The sequence below is a fragment of the Jeotgalibacillus aurantiacus genome (assembly GCF_020595125.1).
Lineage (GTDB): Bacteria > Bacillota > Bacilli > Bacillales > Jeotgalibacillaceae > Jeotgalibacillus > Jeotgalibacillus aurantiacus.
In genome coordinates, this window is the sequence record NZ_JACNMS010000002.1 from 117,338 (window position 1) to 136,388 (window position 19,051).

At 44.9% G+C, this 19,051-nt stretch carries 17 protein-coding genes; 16 read left to right on the plus strand and 1 reads right to left on the minus strand.

Annotation, left to right across the window (positions count from 1 at the left end; all coding sequences use genetic code 11):
• Positions 1–23: 23 nt before the first annotated feature.
• From H7968_RS05340 to H7968_RS05390, 11 genes are all read left to right on the plus strand, one after another.
• Positions 24–1,022, plus strand: coding sequence for a thiamine pyrophosphate-dependent dehydrogenase E1 component subunit alpha (locus H7968_RS05340; RefSeq protein WP_134376567.1), 999 nt, complete (start codon positions 24–26; stop codon positions 1,020–1,022).
• 14 nt (positions 1,023–1,036) lie between these two features.
• Positions 1,037–2,020, plus strand: a complete 984-nt coding sequence (locus H7968_RS05345; protein ID WP_134376566.1) for an alpha-ketoacid dehydrogenase subunit beta — start codon at positions 1,037–1,039, stop codon at positions 2,018–2,020.
• Positions 2,021–2,042: 22 nt separating this feature from the next.
• The gene (locus tag H7968_RS05350) at positions 2,043–3,338 is read left to right on the plus strand and encodes a dihydrolipoamide acetyltransferase family protein (RefSeq protein ID WP_227395199.1); all 1,296 of its coding nucleotides are present in this window, start codon (positions 2,043–2,045) and stop codon (positions 3,336–3,338) included.
• A gap of 146 nt (positions 3,339–3,484) precedes the next feature.
• On the plus strand, positions 3,485–5,134 hold the full coding sequence (locus tag H7968_RS05355) for a methylmalonyl-CoA mutase family protein (RefSeq protein ID WP_227395200.1): 1,650 nt from the start codon (positions 3,485–3,487) through the stop codon (positions 5,132–5,134).
• Entirely contained in the window at positions 5,127–7,280 is a 2,154-nt protein-coding gene (gene scpA, locus H7968_RS05360) for a methylmalonyl-CoA mutase (protein ID WP_227395201.1), read from the plus strand. The genes H7968_RS05355 and scpA overlap by 8 nt, the downstream gene beginning before the upstream one ends.
• Entirely contained in the window at positions 7,273–8,280 is a 1,008-nt protein-coding gene (gene meaB / locus H7968_RS05365) for a methylmalonyl Co-A mutase-associated GTPase MeaB (protein ID WP_227395202.1), read from the plus strand. Before scpA ends, meaB begins: the two co-directional genes overlap by 8 nt.
• Before the next feature lie 240 nt (positions 8,281–8,520).
• A complete protein-coding gene (locus H7968_RS05370; protein ID WP_227395203.1) occupies positions 8,521–8,958 on the plus strand; it encodes a BrxA/BrxB family bacilliredoxin in 438 nt (145 codons plus the stop codon).
• 505 nt (positions 8,959–9,463) lie between these two features.
• Entirely contained in the window at positions 9,464–10,261 is a 798-nt protein-coding gene (locus H7968_RS05375) for a transporter substrate-binding domain-containing protein (protein ID WP_227395204.1), read from the plus strand.
• A gap of 63 nt (positions 10,262–10,324) precedes the next feature.
• Positions 10,325–10,984, plus strand: coding sequence for an amino acid ABC transporter permease (locus H7968_RS05380; protein WP_227395879.1), 660 nt, complete (start codon positions 10,325–10,327; stop codon positions 10,982–10,984).
• Positions 10,977–11,699, plus strand: coding sequence for an amino acid ABC transporter ATP-binding protein (locus tag H7968_RS05385; protein WP_134376559.1), 723 nt, complete (start codon positions 10,977–10,979; stop codon positions 11,697–11,699). Before H7968_RS05380 ends, H7968_RS05385 begins: the two co-directional genes overlap by 8 nt.
• A gap of 62 nt (positions 11,700–11,761) precedes the next feature.
• The gene (locus tag H7968_RS05390) at positions 11,762–12,745 is read left to right on the plus strand and encodes an aromatic acid exporter family protein (protein WP_227395205.1); all 984 of its coding nucleotides are present in this window, start codon (positions 11,762–11,764) and stop codon (positions 12,743–12,745) included.
• Positions 12,746–13,169: 424 nt separating this feature from the next.
• Here the strand turns inward: H7968_RS05390 and prli42 are convergent, their stop codons facing one another.
• Complete coding sequence (prli42, locus tag H7968_RS05395) at positions 13,170–13,268, minus strand: stressosome-associated protein Prli42 (RefSeq protein WP_166805909.1); 99 nt, start codon at positions 13,266–13,268, stop codon at positions 13,170–13,172.
• A 127-nt stretch (positions 13,269–13,395) separates the two neighbouring features.
• Between prli42 and mce the strand changes: the two genes are divergently transcribed.
• From mce to H7968_RS05420, 5 genes are all read left to right on the plus strand, one after another.
• Positions 13,396–13,818: a methylmalonyl-CoA epimerase gene (gene mce, locus H7968_RS05400; RefSeq protein ID WP_227395206.1), complete on the plus strand. Its 423-nt coding sequence runs from the start codon at positions 13,396–13,398 to the stop codon at positions 13,816–13,818.
• A 5-nt stretch (positions 13,819–13,823) separates the two neighbouring features.
• Positions 13,824–15,365 (plus strand): acyl-CoA carboxylase subunit beta, encoded by a 1,542-nt coding sequence (locus H7968_RS05405; protein ID WP_227395880.1) that lies wholly within the window; start codon positions 13,824–13,826, stop codon positions 15,363–15,365.
• A gap of 96 nt (positions 15,366–15,461) precedes the next feature.
• Positions 15,462–16,583 (plus strand): M20/M25/M40 family metallo-hydrolase, encoded by a 1,122-nt coding sequence (locus H7968_RS05410; protein WP_227395207.1) that lies wholly within the window; start codon positions 15,462–15,464, stop codon positions 16,581–16,583.
• Between the two features lie 188 nt (positions 16,584–16,771).
• Positions 16,772–17,251 carry a chemotaxis protein CheW gene (locus H7968_RS05415; protein ID WP_227395208.1) on the plus strand — a complete coding sequence of 160 codons (480 nt, stop codon included), beginning with the start codon at positions 16,772–16,774 and terminating at the stop codon, positions 17,249–17,251.
• A gap of 485 nt (positions 17,252–17,736) precedes the next feature.
• The gene (locus H7968_RS05420) at positions 17,737–18,969 is read left to right on the plus strand and encodes a DNA polymerase IV (protein ID WP_227395209.1); all 1,233 of its coding nucleotides are present in this window, start codon (positions 17,737–17,739) and stop codon (positions 18,967–18,969) included.
• The last annotated feature ends 82 nt before the right edge of the window (positions 18,970–19,051 follow it).

A 19,051-nucleotide genomic window follows, 5' to 3' on the forward strand; every position in this document is an offset into this window, starting at 1 on the left:
TGATGAATCAGGAGGTTGAAAACATGAGTAAAAATCGCCATGAAGAACTGGGTTTAACAAACGATGATGTACTGAAAATTTATGAAACAATGCTCCTTGCGAGAAGAATTGATGAGCGTATGTGGCTGTTAAACCGTTCTGGAAAAATTCCTTTTGTGATTTCATGTCAGGGACAGGAAGCGGCTCAGGTTGGAGCAGCATTTGCCCTTGATGTTGAGAAGGATTATGCACTTCCATATTACCGTGACATGGGTGTTGTGCTTCATTTTGGTATGACCGCACGTGAACTGATGCTTTCCGGATTTGCCAAAGCTGAAGATCCGAATTCAGGCGGCCGTCAGATGCCGGGTCACTTCGGACATAAGGCAAAAAGAATTGTAACAGGATCATCTCCTGTTACAACGCAGGTTCCTCACGCTGTTGGGCTTGCGCTTGCCGGAAAAATGGAGAAAAAGGATCTCGTGACATTCGTTACTTTTGGTGAAGGTTCTTCCAATCAGGGAGACTTCCATGAAGGAGCGAACTTTGCAGGTGTTCATAAGCTCCCTGTCATCTTTATGTGTGAAAACAATAAATATGCGATTTCCGTTCCGATTGAAAAGCAGCTGGCGTGTGAAAACGTATCGGACCGTGCGATCGGTTACGGGATGCCTGGTATTACGGTAGATGGTAATGATCCTCTTGAAGTGTACAAGGCAGTAAAGGAAGCGGCTGACCGCGGAAGAAGAGGAGAAGGTCCAACCCTTGTTGAAACGGTTTCCTACCGTCTGACAGCTCACTCTTCAGATGATGATGACCGTGCTTACCGCTCTCCTGATGAAGTGGCAAAAGCGAAATCGCTGGATCCGATTATTACGTTTGGCGCTTACCTGAAGGAAAACGGTGTGATGGATGATGCGCTTGAAAAGGAAATCAATGACCGGATTATGAAAGAAGTCAACGAAGCGACTGAATATGCTGAAAAGGCTCCATATGCAGATCCTGAATCAGCGCTGAAATACGTTTACGCAGAGCAAAACTAAAGGGGGATCAACCGATGCCGGTAATGTCATATATTGATGCTGTTACATTAGCGATGAAAGAAGAAATGGAACGGGACGAGCGCGTGTTTGTCCTTGGTGAAGATGTAGGGAAAAAAGGCGGAGTATTTAAAGCGACAAACGGATTGTATGATCAGTTTGGAGAAGACCGCGTGATTGATACACCACTTGCAGAATCTGCGATTGCAGGCGTAGGAATCGGTGCAGCCATGTATGGTATGCGTCCGATCGCTGAAATGCAGTTTGCTGACTTTATCATGCCTGCAGTCAACCAGATCATTTCAGAAGCGGCTAAAATCCGCTACCGTTCAAATAACGACTGGAGCTGCCCGATGGTAATTCGTGCCCCTTATGGCGGCGGTGTTCACGGAGCTCTTTATCATTCACAATCAGTGGAGGCTGTATTTGCCAATCAGCCGGGGCTTAAAATTGTCATGCCTTCAACACCATATGACGTGAAAGGCCTGCTGAAAGCGGCGATCCGTGACGATGATCCGGTTATGTTCTTTGAGCATAAGCGTGCTTACCGCCTGATTAAAGGTGAGGTTCCTGAAGAGGATTATACAATTGAAATTGGTAAAGCGGATGTAAAGCGTGAGGGCGAGGACATTACAGTGATTACATACGGTCTCTGTGTACATTTTGCCCTGCAGGCTGCAGAGCGTCTTGCAGAGGACGGTTTCAGTGTTCATGTTCTGGACCTTCGCACAATTTACCCATTAGATAAAGAAGCCATTATTGAAGCAGCTAAAAAGACAGGTAAAGTACTTCTTATTACAGAAGACACGAAAGAAGGAAGCATTATGGGTGAAGTGGCTGCCATCATTGCAGAGAACTGCCTGTTTGATCTGGATGCACCGATTATGCGTCTTGCTGGTCCTGATATTCCGGCGATGCCATATGCACCAACAATGGAAAAATTCTTCATGGTTAATCCGGATAAAGTGGAAAAAGCCATGAAAGAACTAGCTGAATATTAATCGATAAAAGGAGGCCGTTTCTGTGGGAATTGAAAAAATGACCATGCCTCAGTTAGGGGAGTCTGTAACTGAAGGTACGATTGAAAAATGGCTGGTTCAGCCAGGAGACACTGTTAATAAATACGATCCAATCGCTGAAGTCAATACGGATAAAGTAAATGCAGAGGTTCCTTCCTCCTTTACTGGCGTCATTAAAGAACTGATTGCCGGAGAAGGCGATACGCTTGAAGTAGGGGAAGTCATCTGTACGATTGAAGTGGAAGGAGGCGGTTCTGAACCGGCTGCTGAACCTGAGAAAAAGGATGCGCCTGCTGAAAAGTCTTCAGCTTCAGCTGCGCCTGCAAAGCCTCAAGGATCTAAACAGGATGGTTCAAAAGCACGCTATTCTCCTGCTGTTATGCGGATGTCACAGGAGCACGGCATTGACCTGACTCAGGTACAGGGATCAGGAAAAGAAGGACGTATCACACGTAAAGACCTTCAAAAAATTATTGATTCCGGTGAAATTCCTACCGCATCTTCAGCTCCTTCAGCAGCACCAGTGCAGGAAACGCGCATGGAAGAAGCGCCAAAGCCGGCTGCGCAGCCAAAGCAGCAGACTTCAGTACCGTCAGCACCTGGTGATATTGAAATTCCTGTAACAGGTGTGCGGAAAGCGATTGCTGCCAACATGCTGAAGAGTAAGCATGAAGCACCGCACGCCTGGACGATGATGGAAGTGGATGTAACGAATCTTGTTGCTTACCGCGACTCGATCAAAGCTGACTTCAAACAAAAAGAAGGCTTTAACATCACTTACTTCGCATTCTTCGTCAAGGCTGTTGCTCAGGCGTTAAAAGAGTTCCCGCAAATGAACTCTATGTGGGCGGGAGATAAAATCATTCAGAAAAAGGACATTAACATCTCAATTGCTGTCGCAACAGATGATGCACTGTTTGTTCCGGTAATTAAGCATGCAGATGAAAAAACGATCAAAGGCATCGGCCGTGAGATCAATGAGCTGGCAGGCAAAGTACGTGCCGGCAAGCTGAAGTCTGAAGATATGCAGGGCGGAACGTTTACGGTGAATAATACCGGTTCATTCGGATCTGTACAGTCTATGGGCATCATTAATCACCCGCAGGCTGCCATCCTTCAGGTTGAATCCATTGTCAAGCGTCCGGTTGTGATGAACAATGGTATGATCGCTGTCAGAGATATGGTAAACCTCTGTCTGTCACTCGATCACCGCGTTCTTGATGGTCTTGTCTGCGGACGATTCCTTCAGCGTGTAAAGGAAATCCTTGAAAATACATCTGAAAACACTTCCGTTTATTAATGAATAGAAGCCGGCCGCATGAGTGCGACCGGCTCTTCTTTTCAATGAAAGGTTTTTTCATTATACTGAAGGTAGCGCATGATCCATTATCGCTGCTCAAAAATGAAAACGATTACAAGGGAGGGAGCTGCATTTGCAGCACGGCTATGAACAACAGGGATACAACTTTTCCGGTCCACTCATTGCAGGACTGGGAAAAGAGTGCAGAAGCGGCGCTCAAGGGGAAACCGCTTCACAGCATACATAAAAAGACCATTGATGGGATTCATATTAATCCTTTATATACAGAACGACCGGAGATACCTGAGAACCATCCGGCCAGAACGTGGAAAAGTGAGTCAGGGTTTAAAATCACGCAGCGTGTGAATGGACTCCATCCAGACGTGGCATTAAACAGGCTGAAGAGTGAGCTTGAAAAAGGCACAGAAGTCCTATCAGCTGAACGCTTTGAGCATTGGACGGCTGCTGATGCAGAAAAATCGCTGAATCTGATGGAAAACCCGAACGTTTACCTGATTTTAGACGAAAAAGCTATCGGCTGGCATGAAGCCATTCTTTCGTCAGCTAAACAAATTGAAGGTGTTTTCGGAATCAATGCACATTCTGCCTTAACTGGAGATAAGAAGGACGGGAACTGGTTTAAACCGTGGGTTCAACTTGATGAATCTCATCCTGTACTGAGAACGATTCCTTTAACAGCTGTGCGCTGGCATAACGAGGGAGCAGGTATTGTACAGGAATTAGCTGTTGTGCTCGCGCAGGCAGCTGAATGGATAGAGATAGCTGAATCTTTTGGATGGGATCCACAGAAAACCTTCTCAAAAATGCACGCGTCATTTTCAACAGGATCCGCCTTTTTCAGTGAAATTGCTAAAATCAGGGCGTTCCGGGTGTTATGGAAGCATTTCGTTTCCTATTATGGGATGGATCAGGCAATCACGATTGGCAGTGAGACTTCTGCTTTTACAAAGAGCTCTCAGGATCAGCACGTCAATCTTTTAAGAGCGGGTAATGAAGCTTTTGCAGCCGTTCTTGCCGGCGTGGATTATTTGTATACGGCACCATACGAGCAATCTGCAGACCCTTCTCCTCAAGCTTCCCGGGCCGCAAGAAATCTCCAGCTCATTTTGAAAGAGGAAATGTTCCTGCAGCACATCCAGGATCCGGCTGGCGGGTCTTACTATATTGAACATCTGACGAAGGAGCTGGCGGAAAAAGCGTGGGAGATGTTTTGTGATATGCAAAAACGCGGCAGCTATTCTGACCTCGTGAAAGACGGCTGGCTGGAGAAAAAAGTGGATGAAATCTGGTCAAAGAGAGACCAGAATGTGAGAACGCGCAAAACAACGATTGTCGGCATGAACCGCTATGCCGAGTTATCGAAAAATGCGACCCCTGCAGACAACAGACGTACCATCGGTCAGTCTTGGGATCAATTAATCAGACGGGTTCAGCAGGAAAAGACCAGATCTGTTTCCCTCGTAACAATGGGAGAGTTAAAAGACTATAAACCACGGGCAGACTTTGTAAAAGGTGTATTTGCAGCTGCCGGAGTTAAAGTGGACGAAAATGATCATAAAGCGGATGTCCTCATTGCCTGTGGCAGTAATGACATTTACAAAGAGCATTTAACAAACCTTTTAAGCGAGAAGAACCGACATCAGAAGCTCTTTGCTGCTGGGAATGTTCAGGATGTTTATCCTGATCTCGACGGTTCCGTCTATGAAGGTCTTGATATGATTGACTTTCTTGAAAAGGTTTTATTTGAAGGGGAAGGAGAGGAAGAGAATGCCTGAATTTAATCAGTCTTCATTTAATTACACAAACATAAAAGAAACGCTGTCGCTTAAGGAAAGTGAAATGCTGACGAACGAAGAAATAAAGATTAAGGATTACTATACGGAAGCTGATATCAAGTCGGCAAAGCATATGCAGGATCTTCCGGGCCTCGCTCCTTTCACGAGAGGACCTTATCCGACCATGTATACGAGCCGTCCATGGACGATCAGACAGTATGCCGGGTTCTCGACGGCAGAAGAAAGTAATGCATTTTACAGACGGAATCTTGAAATGGGTCAAAAAGGATTGTCGGTTGCGTTTGATCTGGCTACCCACAGAGGATATGATTCCGATCATCCAAGAGTAACCGGTGATGTTGGAAAAGCTGGTGTGGCGATTGATTCTGTTGAGGATATGAAGATTCTTTTTGACGGTATTCCGCTTGACCAGATGTCAGTATCCATGACAATGAACGGAGCCGTGCTGCCGATTATGGCCTTTTATATCGTAGCGGCTGAAGAGCAGGGAGTATCACCTGAGAAACTGTCCGGAACAATTCAAAATGACATTTTAAAAGAGTACATGGTCCGTAACACGTATATTTATCCGCCGGACATGTCCATGAAAATCATTGCGGATATTTTTGCTTATACTGCATCCAATATGCCAAAGTTCAATTCAATCTCTATCTCAGGCTATCATATGCAGGAAGCTGGAGCACCGGCTGATGTAGAGCTCGCGTATACACTCGCAGACGGCCTTGAATATGTCCGTACAGGCATTCAGGCCGGAATCGATATTGACCAGTTCGCGCCGCGTCTGTCGTTTTTCTGGGGAATTGGCATGAATTACTTTATGGAAGTGGCGAAAATGAGGGCAGCGAGGAGAATGTGGGCAACATTACTGAAACAGTTTGACCCGCAAAACCCAAAGTCACTCGCCCTTAGAACGCACTCCCAAACGTCGGGCTGGTCTCTGACTGAGCAGGATCCATTCAATAATGTTATGAGAACGCTGATGGAGGCACACGCTGCAGCAATGGGGCATACGCAGTCTCTTCACACAAACGCACTTGATGAAGCGATTGCCCTGCCAACTGACTTTTCAGCGAGAATTGCAAGAAACACGCAGCTATACCTTCAGGATGAGACAGGCATTACGGATGTTATTGATCCGTGGGGAGGCTCCTACTATGTGGAAGCTCTTACCGATCAGCTCATGGAAAAAGCCTGGGGTCATATTGAAGAAATTGAGTCACTTGGCGGAATGACAAAAGCGATTGAAACAGGTCTTCCTAAAATGAGAATTGAAGAAGCAGCTGCAAAAAGGCAGGCGAAAATTGATTCAGGCAGGGAAACCATTATCGGCGTGAATAAATATCGTCTGGAGCAGGAAGAAGACATTGAGATCCTTTCGATCGACAACGAAAAAGTGAGGAAGAGTCAGGTCGAACGCCTTGAAAAACTTCGTGCATCACGCGATGAGAAAGCGGTGGAACAGGCTTTAGCTGCATTGAAGCAGGCGGCTGAGAGCGGAGAGGAAAATCTTCTTGAAAAAGCGGTTGAAGCTGCAAGGCTCCGCGCGACACTCGGCGAAATTTCCGATGCGATTGAGCACGTGAGCGGAAGGCACCGTGCTGTGATCCGTTCTGTGAGCGGCGTTTACAGTGAGAGTTATTCTGATGCGCAGGCGATTGAAAACGTTCGGGAAATGACCGCTGATTTTCTTGAAAATGAAGGAAGAAGACCAAGAATTCTCATTGCCAAAATGGGACAGGACGGACATGACAGAGGGGCGAAAGTCATCTCAACCGCTTTTGCGGACCTCGGTTTTGATGTGGATATCGGACCGCTTTTCCAGACACCGAAAGAAACAGCGACACAGGCCGTTGAAAATGATGTGCATGTAATTGGTGTCAGTTCTCTTGCTGCGGGTCATAAAACGTTAGTGCCTGAATTAATCAGAGAGCTGAAAAACTGGGGACGTGAAGACATCATGGTCGTGATTGGCGGTGTGATCCCGGCTCAGGATTATGCTTTTCTTCTTGAAAATGGTGCTTCCGCGATTTTTGGTCCTGGAACCGTCATCCCGGCTGCTGCAGAAAAAGTCATTGAAGAAATTTATCAGCGTCTCGGTTATGAGGAAGTCGTCGGGAATGACTAAAGCCAAAAAGACGTTCCGGCGAAAAAAAGAGGAAAGCATTCCTATTACTGATATAGCTGAACGGATACGAAACGGAGACAGGAGTGCACTGTCAAAAGGAATCACATTGATTGAGAGTAAAAGCCCTCATCACCGCAAACTTGCTTCGGAGCTGATTGGCATGCTGCTCCCTTTTACAGGGAACAGTATCCGGATCGGCATTACAGGTGTGCCGGGAGCGGGTAAAAGCACGTGGATTGAAACGTTTGGAAGCAATGTGGTGCAGGAAGGAAAACGCATAGCAGTTCTTGCGATCGACCCGAGCTCATCCCGTTCCGGCGGGAGTATTCTTGGGGACAAGACGAGGATGGAAACCTTATCCAATCATCCTGATGTATTTATCCGGCCTTCACCATCAGCAGGAACGCTTGGCGGGGTAGCAAGAATGACACGTGAAACAATGCTTCTTTGTGAAGCAGCAGGCTATGATCTTATCCTCGTTGAAACGGTCGGGGTCGGACAAAGCGAAGGCATGGTCAGAGGAATGGTCGATTTCTTCCTGCTCCTCACCCTGACCGGCGCTGGTGATGAACTGCAGGGAATGAAAAAAGGCATTATGGAGCTTGTGGATGCCATCGTCATTAATAAAGCAGACGGTCATAATGAGCAGGCTGCACGCAAAACAAGAAATGAATTCAGCCAGCTCCTGCACTTTCTGACGCCGGCAACAGAAGGCTGGAAACCTGAAGCCTACACCTGCTCAGCTATATTAAATAGGGGTGTGCATGAACTATGGCAGCTGATCGTTGAATTCGAACAGCAGATGAGACAAAGCGGACAGTTTGAAAAAAGAAGACGTGAGCAATCCGTTGACTGGATGAACCAGATGCTGCTTGACCGCTTATATGATCATTTTTTGTCACAGGGAAATCGCAGAGAACGTCTGAAAGAGTTTGAGGAGCGGGTGAGAGAACATCAGCTCTCCCCGACAGAAGCGGTAGACAAGCTGTTTGAGGAATAAATGCGAGGACATAAAAAAGGACGGCTGTCATCACTGACGGCCGCCAAGAAATCTAGGGAGTTTAGGGGTTAAATCTAGATTCTTTTATAGTATTGCCAACGTGAGGACATTTTAAACCACAAAATGAAAAAAAGATGAAATTTTTTATGCAGCGTTTGAAAACGGGTTCAACATAGTTGATAAAGTCCGATATGTACACTATGATTAAACTGTAATCACCTGTAAAAGGAGCGTTTTAATATGAGTATGGATTTTAACATTTTCATGAATGATGTAGTACGTCAGGCACGTGATGAAATAGAAGCAGCCGGTTATCAGCAGCTGACGACGCCGGAAGAAGTGGAAGACGTTCTTTCGCAAGAGGGTACGACACTTGTAATGGTGAACTCCGTTTGTGGATGTGCAGGCGGAATTGCCCGTCCTGCTGCAGCACACGCGATTCATTATGATAAGCGCCCGGATCGTCTTGTCACGGTATTTGCCGGTCAGGATAAAGAGGCAACGGCTAAAGCGAGAAGCTATTTTGAAGGTTATCCGCCGTCATCTCCTTCATTTGCATTAATGAAGGACGGGAAGGTTGTAACGATGGTGGAAAGACATGAGATTGAAGGACACGATCCAATGTCAGTCATCGCAAACCTTCAGAGTATTTTTGAAGTACATTGTGAAGAAGTATAATAGATAACGAAACCGGAACCGCTCATTCAGAGTGGTTCCGGTTTTTTCGATTAATCCGGGACGGGACCATACTCCGCTCGTTGTCTCGTTCCGGCGACTAGCCCCTCGAGGTCATAAGTCAAAGCTGAACGAGGGCAAAAGTCAGCCCTCTTTTCATCTTCGCCTTATGCTTGTCGGGGCTGAACGAGTCGCCTCCGCTTTTCTAAGGCCGGGGGTGAACCCGTCTGTGCTTCAGCCGGTTTCACCTGACCCTTTCCGCCACAGGAGTCTGCGTATGGTCCCGTCCCTCCACATCAGCTATAAAACCCTCCTTAAATTCTTTGAAAAGAAAGTAAATAAAATAGATGTGTTTTGTCTTGCTGCTACAAATACAATGAATTGTCAGAATAAACTTTTATTTTGTATATTTATTAAAAGGTATTGCATATTTATTTCGTGATCAGTAAAATACAAATATAATAAATATACAAAATGATGTATAAAGATACTTGAGGGGGAAGAAATAATGAAGAAATATATGTTACTGACTGCGTTATCGGGAGCCATGGTGCTGAGTGCCTGCGGAAGTTCAGAGGAGGAGGCTTCATCAAACGGAAGTGGATCTTCTGAAGAAAAGCCGATGCTGACCATGGGAACGTCTGCTGACTACCGCCCATTTGAATATGTTGATACAGCTCAGGGTGATGAGATTATTGGTTACGACATTGACCTTGCGAATATGATTGCTGACGAGCTTGGCTTTGAATTTGAAATCATTGATATGGAGTTCAGCGGTCTTGTTACAGCGTTAACGAACGATCAGGTTGACTTTGTAATGGCTGCAATGACGCCAACAGCAGAGCGAAAAGAAAATGTGGATTTCACAGACGTTTATTATGTTGCACAGGATATGATTATTTCAATGGATGGAAGCGGTCTGGCTACGCCGGAAGATCTTGATGGTAAAACGGTAGGCGTACAGCTTGGATCCATCCAGCAGGAATATGTGGATGGACTGGCTGAAGAGATGGATATTACAGTCGAAACTAGAAACCGTATCCCTGAATTAATGCAGGACGTTATCAACGGACGTTTTGATGCAATTATTGTTGAAAATACAGTTGCTCAAGGTTATCTCGACAGCAACGAAGAGCTTGTCGGTGAAACGATTGAAGTAGATGAGCAGGAAGCGGGATCAGCTGTTGCCCTTCAAAAAGGCAGCGAATGGACAGAAAAATTCAATGAGGTCCTCGCTGAGCTTGAAGAGTCAGGAGAGCTTGATAAGCTTGCAGAAAAATGGTTTGACGGAGCAGCTGCTGAATAAATGGATCAAAGAGTGCTGGAGCTTGCGATAGCACTCTTTTCTTTTGTTGATGAATGAGGAGGAATAGATATGGACTTTCAACAGATTATCCCTTCCATGCCCTATATTCTTCAGGGAATTTGGGTGACCCTGCAGATCGTATTAATTGCAGGACTACTGGGATTTGCAATCGGAATTATATTATCATTATTTAAAATAGGGCGTGTACCATTTTTGCGATGGTTTGCGGACGCTTATACATCGATTTTCAGGGGAACGCCGCTCGTCTTACAGCTGATGATTATTTACTACGCATCTCCACAGCTGTTTGGGACACAGATTGAAGCTTATACAGCCGCTATTTTATCATTTGCCCTTAATTCGGCTGCCTATATTTCTGAAATCATCCGTGCCGGTATCCAGGCAGTCGATAAAGGTCAGAAAGAAGCCGCTATGGCACTTGGTGTACCTTATAACAAAATGATGAAGGACGTTATTTTACCTCAGGCAATGAAAAATATTCTGCCTGCACTGATGAATGAATTCATTACGCTGACAAAAGAGTCCGCGATTGTGACAGTCATCGGTGTAACTGATATCATGAGAAGAGCCTATATCGTCGGAAGTGATAAATTTGCCTTCCTTGAGCCGCTTTTATTTGCGGGTCTGATTTATTACCTGATGGTTCTGGTCTTAACTTTCGCCGGAAAATGGGTTGAAGGGAGAATGAGAAGAAGTGATTAAAGTAGAAGGATTATATAAATCATTCGGCAGCCTTGAAGTGCTGAAGGAGATCAATGCAGAGATTAAAGAAGGTGAGGTTGTGGTTGTCATCGGTCCATCCGGATCCGGTAAATCAACTTTCCTACGCTGTCTGAACCTGCTTGAAACCCCGACAAAAGGAAAAATCACGATCGCGCAGGACGAAATCACAAGTGCGAAATATAACCCGCAAAAGCTTCGTTCAGAAGTGGGGATGGTGTTTCAGCATTTTCACCTGTTTCCTCATATGACCACACTTGAAAACGTGACATATGCACCGATTAAAGTAAAAGGCAAATCAAAAAAAGAGGCCGAGCAGCTTGGGCTTGATCTGCTGAAAAAAGTAGGTCTTTCAGAAAAAGCGAATGAATATCCAAACCGTCTGTCAGGAGGACAAAAGCAGCGTGTAGCGATTGCACGTGCACTTGCGATGGAACCTTCTGTCATGTTATTTGATGAACCGACATCAGCACTTGACCCGGAGATGGTAAAAGAGGTGCTGGATGTTATGAAATCACTTGCTCAAACCGGCATGACGATGATGATTGTCACGCACGAAATGGGATTTGCACGTGAAGTAGCAGATCGCGTCATCTTCATGGATGAAGGCATGCTCGTCGAAGAAGCACAGCCGCTTGATTTCTTCAGCGCACCAAAAACAGAGCGTGCGCAGAATTTTCTTCAGAAAGTGTTATAATAAAGAAAAAAGATGATCATCCGGATCATCTTTTTTCTATTTCAGTGGAAAGGAATCACCGAATGTTTCGAATAGGGTACCGTACGATTAAAACGGCTGCGGGAACGGCCATTGCGATCATGCTGGCCGGCATGCTTCAGCTCGAAAACTTTGCCTCTGCAGGCATCATCGCCATACTTTGTATTCAGAACACAAAAAGAAAGTCGGTCAGAGCATCATGGAGCCGTGTGGCAGCCTGTGTGCTTTCCATGGGTTTTTCTTTTGTGTTTTTTGAAGGGATCGCGTTTCATCCGGCCGTGATTGGCTTATTGCTCCTGCTTTTCATTCCAACAGCCGTCATGCTTAAAATCAAAGAAGGAATTGTCACAAGCAGTGTCATCATTCTCCACTTATTTGACTCAGGTAATATTACGCTGAACCTGATTGGAAATGAACTGATGCTCATTTTCATCGGGGTAGGAATCGCTCTTCTGATGAATTTATACATGCCAAGCGTGGAATCAAAACTCAGCACGTACCAGGAAAAACTTGAACAGCAATTCCGGCTTATCTTCATTCAGATGGCCGCCTACCTGAGAAATCAGGACACAGACTGGGACGGCAAAGAAATTGCAGAAACCGCCGATCTCATAAAGAAGGCCAAAACACTGGCCTTCCAGGACGTTGAAAATCACTTTTTACGAAATGAAAGCATTTATTATTTATACTTCAACATGAGAGAAAAACAGTTTGAACTGATCGAACGAATGCTACCCCTGATTGCTTCCTTATCCAAAGGCGTTGAACAAAGGGAATTTGTAGCAGAATTTGTTGAAGACCTGAGCCGTCATATTCACCCCGGAAACACCGCGGTGCTATATCTGAAAAAACTCTATGACATGAAGCTTGAATTCGAACAAATGCCACTTCCTGACTCACGCGAAGAATTCGAAACAAGAGCCAACCTCTTTCAATTCATCCGCGAAATGGAAGAATACCTGCAAATCAAACAATCCTTCAGAGGCATCCCTAAAAAAAGCAAAGACCGCCTGACAGAAAACGCATAAAAAAGCGCAATGGCATCCTGCCATTGCGTTTTTTCATTCGTATGATCTGTCTGAATAATGTTAATTAGAAATCAACACACACAGAGTGCTTAATTATTCCTTGGACTACCTAGAAAAGGGATGATCAGTAAGTTTCAAATAGATCCTGATACTAAAATGTTTTATGGTTTTTCTTAATTAGATTTCTTTGAAAATATACTTACAAATCAAAGTGAAAATAGAGTGCCGGGTCATTCCGTAGACTCCTGTGGCGGAAAGGGTCAGGTGAAACCGACTGGGCGAAGCTCAGGCGGGTTCACCGCCCGGCCACGGAAAGCGAAGGAATGACCCGGCACGGTTTTAAAGGATCTACCAACCTAAAAAGCGAAAAGGCATATCAGGTGCCTTTTCGCTTTTTAGGTTTTCAATAAAAAAGAATCAAATCTTAAAACGCAACAAATGATAAACCGATAGCAAGTGTTGAAGCTAGCATGGCAAAGATCATCAAATAGACAATGACTTTTCTGAACGTACGATTACGCAAACCATTTCTCTCCTTCTGAAGTGCATAGTATTTTTATTGTACATGCATCTACATACACGTGCAAGTGGTAGTCAATCAGGCATTTTGCCGTTACAATAAGAATGTCGAAAGAGAGGGGATGAGTGGAATGAAAAAGGTCGATCATATCGGAATTGCTGTCCGTTCCATTGAAGAGACGCTTCCTTTTTATACAGAAATGTTAACGCTTACTTTTTTAAAGGAAGAAACGGTTGAGGAGCAGGGTGTGAAGGTCGCGTTTCTCGATGCCGGAAATATAAAGATTGAATTGCTTGAGCCGCTCAGCGAAACCTCACCCGTAGCGGCTTTTATTGAAAAAAAAGGTGAGGGCATTCACCACGTGGCATTCGGTGTGACTGGCATTGATGAACGAATGCAGGAGCTGAAATCTAAAGGCATCCGCTTTACTTCTGATCATTCAAAAGCCGGTGCTGCCGGAGCGCAGGTCGCTTTTATGCATCCTAAGCAGGCAAAAGGCGTGTTATATGAACTTTGTGACCATTCTTATCGTAACGGAGGAGAGCAGCAGTGAGTGATATGTTTGAAAAAATTAATGAATTGTACGACAGAAGAAGAGAAATTGAGCTTGGAGGAGGAGATGAAAGAATCGAGCGTCAGCATGAAAAAGGAAAGCTGACAGCCAGGGAACGAATTGATCTTCTTGTCGATGAAGGATCATTTGTTGAACTGAATCCTTTTATTGAGCACCGCTGCAGCGATTTTGGCATGGAATCTCAAAGAGGTCCTGGAGACGGCGTCGTAACAGGCTACGGTAAAGTAAACGGCCGCCCGATCTATTTATTTTCACAGGACTTCACTGTTTTTGGAGGAGCCTTAGGTGAAATGCATGCTGCTAAAATTGCGAATGTGATGGATCTTGCAGCGAAAAATGGCGCTCCATTTATCGGGCTGAATGATTCAGGCGGTGCCAGAATTCAGGAGGGTGTTGTATCACTTGATGGTTATGGTCAGATTTTTTACCGGAACTCGATTTATTCTGGTGTGATGCCGCAAATATCTGTGATCATGGGTCCTTGTGCAGGCGGTGCAGTTTATTCACCAGCGATTACTGATTTCGTTTTCATGGTGGATCAGACGAGTCAGATGTTTATCACAGGACCAAAAGTCATTGAAACCGTTACAGGTGAAAAAATCTCTGCAGAGGATCTCGGTGGTTCAAAAATACATAATTCGATCAGCGGAAATGCACATTTCCGAGCAGAAACAGAACAGGAAACATTGGAGCAGGTCAGACAGCTACTGAGCTACCTTCCGCAATCTAGTGAAGAACGGCCGCCAATGACCACTCCATCAGGTGAAAGCGATGATCGTCCGGATCTTGCTGATTCGATTCCATTTGATCCGATCCGACCATATGATGTGCGTGTCGTTATCAATCAGGTCGTGGATGAAGGCTCATTTATGGAAGTACAAAAGGAGTTTGCACGTAATATTGTCATTGGTCTTGCCCGCATAAAGGGCGAGGTTGTTGGACTTGTGTGTAATCAGCCAAAAGTGATGGCAGGCGGTCTTGATATTGACTCAAGTGACAAGGCGTCACGCTTTATCCGTTTTTGTGACTCCTTTAATATTCCGATCATTACGTTTGAAGACGTAACAGGCTTCTTCCCGGGCATTAAACAGGAGCATGGCGGCATTATTCGTCACGGTGCAAAGATTCTATACGCATATTCTGAAGCAACCGTACCAAAAATGACAGTGATCCTCAGAAAAGCATACGGCGGTGCTTACGTCGCACTGAACAGTAAATCGATCGGAGCAGACCTCGTTTTTGCCTGGCCGAATGCTGAAATTGCGGTAATGGGCCCTCAAGGTGCAGCCAATATTATCTTTGCCAAAGAAATTGCACAAAGCGAGGATCCTGAAGCAACGCGCGCGCGCAAAATTGAAGAATACCGCGAAAAGTTTGCCAACCCATTTGTTGCCGCTTCAAGAGGAATGGTTGATGACGTTATAGATCCGAGAGAAACACGTATCAAATTGATTCAGGGGCTCGAGATGATGAGAAATAAAAAAGAGGAACGTCCTAAGAAAAAGCACGGGAATATACCACTTTAAAAACGGTTGAATCCAGGCACTTTCATAACGATAGACAGCAGTCAGACTAGTCGTTATACTAAACATTCACCATAACAGGATGCCGGAGGTTTTAATATGACACAGGAACGTATTGTACAGGAATTTATGGAGCTTGTTCAGGTAGACTCTGAAACAAAACATGAAGCAGAAATCGCTGTTGTATTAAAGAAGAAATTTGGGGATCTTGGTCTTCAGATTGAAGAAGACAGCAGTATGAATGAAACAGGACACGGAGCCAACAATCTGATCTTTACCTTAAAAGGTAATGCCGAGGGTATTGATACGATTTATTTCACTTCACATATGGATACCGTTACACCAGGAAAGGGAATCAAGCCTCAGATTAAAGAGGACGGCTTCATCTACTCAGACGGTACGACAATCCTTGGTGCAGATGATAAAGCCGGAATTGCTGCGATGCTTGAAATGATCAAACAGCTGCAGGAGCAAAACCTTGAGCACGGCGATATTCAGTTTATTATCACGGCTGGAGAAGAGTCAGGACTTGTTGGAGCTAAAGCGCTCAACCCTGATTACGTGAAAGCAAAGTACGGCTTTGCTGTTGACAGTGACGGGAAGGTGGGCAATATCATCATTGCCGCACCAACACAGGCTAAAGTCAAAGCGGTGATCCACGGAAAAACGGCACACGCAGGCGTAGCGCCGGAAAAAGGTGTATCTGCCATTACGATTGCATCAAAAGCCATTGCCAATATGCCGCTTGGGCGACTTGATGAAGAAACAACGGCTAATATCGGACGTTTTGAAGGTGGGAGCGCAACAAATATCGTGTGTGACCGCGTTGATGTGCTTGCAGAAGCCCGTTCACTCGTGCCGGAAAAAATGGAAGCACAAACGGCTAAAATGAAAGAAGCCTTTGAACAGGCAGCAGCCGAAATGGGCGGAAAAGCGGATGTTGATATTCAGATTATGTATCCAGGCTTCAAATTCAGTGCAGATGATGAAGTTGTCCAGATCGCACAAAAAGCAGCAGCTGCCATCGGACGTCCATCTGAGCTTCTAACGAGCGGAGGCGGAAGCGATGCAAACGTCATCGCCGGAATGGGCGTTCCAACCGTTAATCTCGCAGTAGGCTATGAAGAGATCCACACGACAAACGAACGCATGCCAATCGAAGAGCTTGTAAAACTGAGCGAACTTCTTACACAAATTGTGAAAGAAACAGCTGCAAAATAATATTTTCATGAGCGAAGACGGGACAAATTACGATCAGTCGTGATGTCCCGGCTTTTTTATTTAACAAACAAACGCCACATAAAATAAATTAAGCTACAATAATATTATTATGTAAACTATCTAAATGCTTGGCAGGACTTTTTTCTTATGGTACATTTAGTTCATCTGATATAAAGGGGCTGGAAGTAATGGAAAACAGTAAAAAAGTAGTTGTTTTTGAATGTGGAAATGAAGAGTATGCGATTTCCATTGAAAACGTAATTTCGATTGAAAAAGACGAAAAAATTACACCTGTTCCACATTTACCATCCTTTATGCCTGGCATCACAGAAGTACGCGGTGAACTCATACCGGTTTTGGACTTTGAAGATATTCTCTATAACCGTTCTCTGACAAATCAGGAGCAAAAGCTTCTCGTTCTAAAAACCGATGAGCTTACAATCGCTGTTAAAGTCAAAGAAGCAAAAGAAATTCTTGATATACCGCTTGATCAATTCAAGGAAATCGGACTGGCAGCCTACAAAAAAACAGAATACTTCACATCCGTCGCCCAGGTCGGCGACCGGCTCATCACGCTCATTGATCCTTCCATTCTCATCAGCAGCCTCGATGGAATGAAGCAGATCAAAGACTACATCACAGACCTGAAAAAACAACAGACCGTCTAAGATATCTGCTGATACAAATTTGACACCTCTTCTTGCAGATCGCGAGAAGGGGTTTTTAATTTGTTCTATCTATCAAGCAGAATAGTTTGTCCAAGAAATAACTGAATGCAATATCTTTGTAAACAAGATAAAGATATTCCTTTAAGCAATAGTTCCGTGTCGCATCCGTAGATTCCTGCGGCAGAGAAGCGACAGGTGAGACAGCGTAATGCGGAGCATTAGCTGGCTCACCGCGCGGCCTTGGAAAAGCGGAGTCGACTCGTCCAGCCCCGACAAGCATAAGGCGAAGATGAAAAGAGGGTTGCCCTATACCCTCGTTCAGCTTTGACTTATGACCTCGAGGGGCTAGTCGGCGGAGCTGGACAAAGGAAAGCGTAGGATGCGGCACGGACCGGTTTTTGAAAATGAACTTTATAATCAAGAACTCACCCGCTTCCTTTTTTCCTCCATTTACACTACAATTTAGACCAAAGGAGGCGGCTTACATGACAACAAAAGGCAGAATTATTCTACACATCGACATGAACAGCTTTTATGCATCCGTTGAAGCCGCCTATCAGCCCGAACTGAAAGGAAAACCCGTCGCCATCGCCGGTAACCCTGAAGAACGCCGAGGCATTGTTGTGACCTGCAGCTACGAGGCCCGCGCATATGGTGTGTACACAACAATGAATGTCCGCGAAGCCATGAAGCTGTGTCCGGACCTGATCGTACTGCGTCCCGATTTTGATAAATACCGGAAAGCATCAAAAGCGATGTTTGATATTTTAAGATCCTATACACATCTTGTTGAACCTGTATCCATAGATGAAGGATATATGGATCTTACAGACCTAGGACTGGATGATCCACTTGCTACGGTAAAAGAAATTCAGGACCGTATTTTAAGGGAGCTCGATCTTCCGTGCAGCATCGGCGTGTCACCGAATAAGTTCTTGTCAAAAATGGCGTCTGATATGAAGAAGCCGCTTGGCATCACCATTTTGAGAAAACGTGAAGTCCAAAACATCCTCTGGCCGATGCCGGTTGAGGAGATGCATGGTGTGGGCAAAAAGACGGCTGAAAAGCTTGCGGCCATTTCCATTCAGACGATCGGTGATCTAGCAGCAGCTGATGATATCCAGTTGAAAGCCCTTCTTGGCATTAACGGCACCCGGTTAAAAAACAGAGCAAACGGCATTGATATAAGGAAAGTGGATCCCGACAGTGTGTATGATTTTAAAAGTGTCGGGAATTCTACGACACTGCCGCGGGACTATACAAACCAGGCGGATTTAATGAAGGTGCTTGAAGCGTTATCCCGGAAAGTGAGTGACAGACTGAAAAGCAAGGATGTAATCGGCTACAGTCTTTCTGTCATGATTCGGTTTAAAAATAGAAAAACAATCACGAGAAGCATGACTTTCCGCCATCCTTTATTAGAAACAGACAAAATAGCAAATGAAGCCAAAAGCTTATTTTTGAAACATTGGGATGGTACGCCTGTCCGTCTGCTTGGCGTAACGGTGCAGGACCTGCAGGAAAGAAGTCAGGCGTATAAGCAGATTGATCTTTTCTCTTATGAAGAGGATGCCAAATACGAGCCAATTGACCGGCTGATCAGCGACATTGAAAAGAAATTCGGAACAGGAGCTCTTTCACGTGGAGTCAAAACAGGTGGAAAAGGATATAAATCAGAGACTAGCTTCAGTAAGGATTTCCTTGATAAAGACGTTTAAAAGGCATTTCTTTCGATTTTTATCCGATTAATGATACAATGGGAAAGGATCAAAGGGAGAACAACTAAAGAAAGAAAGGACG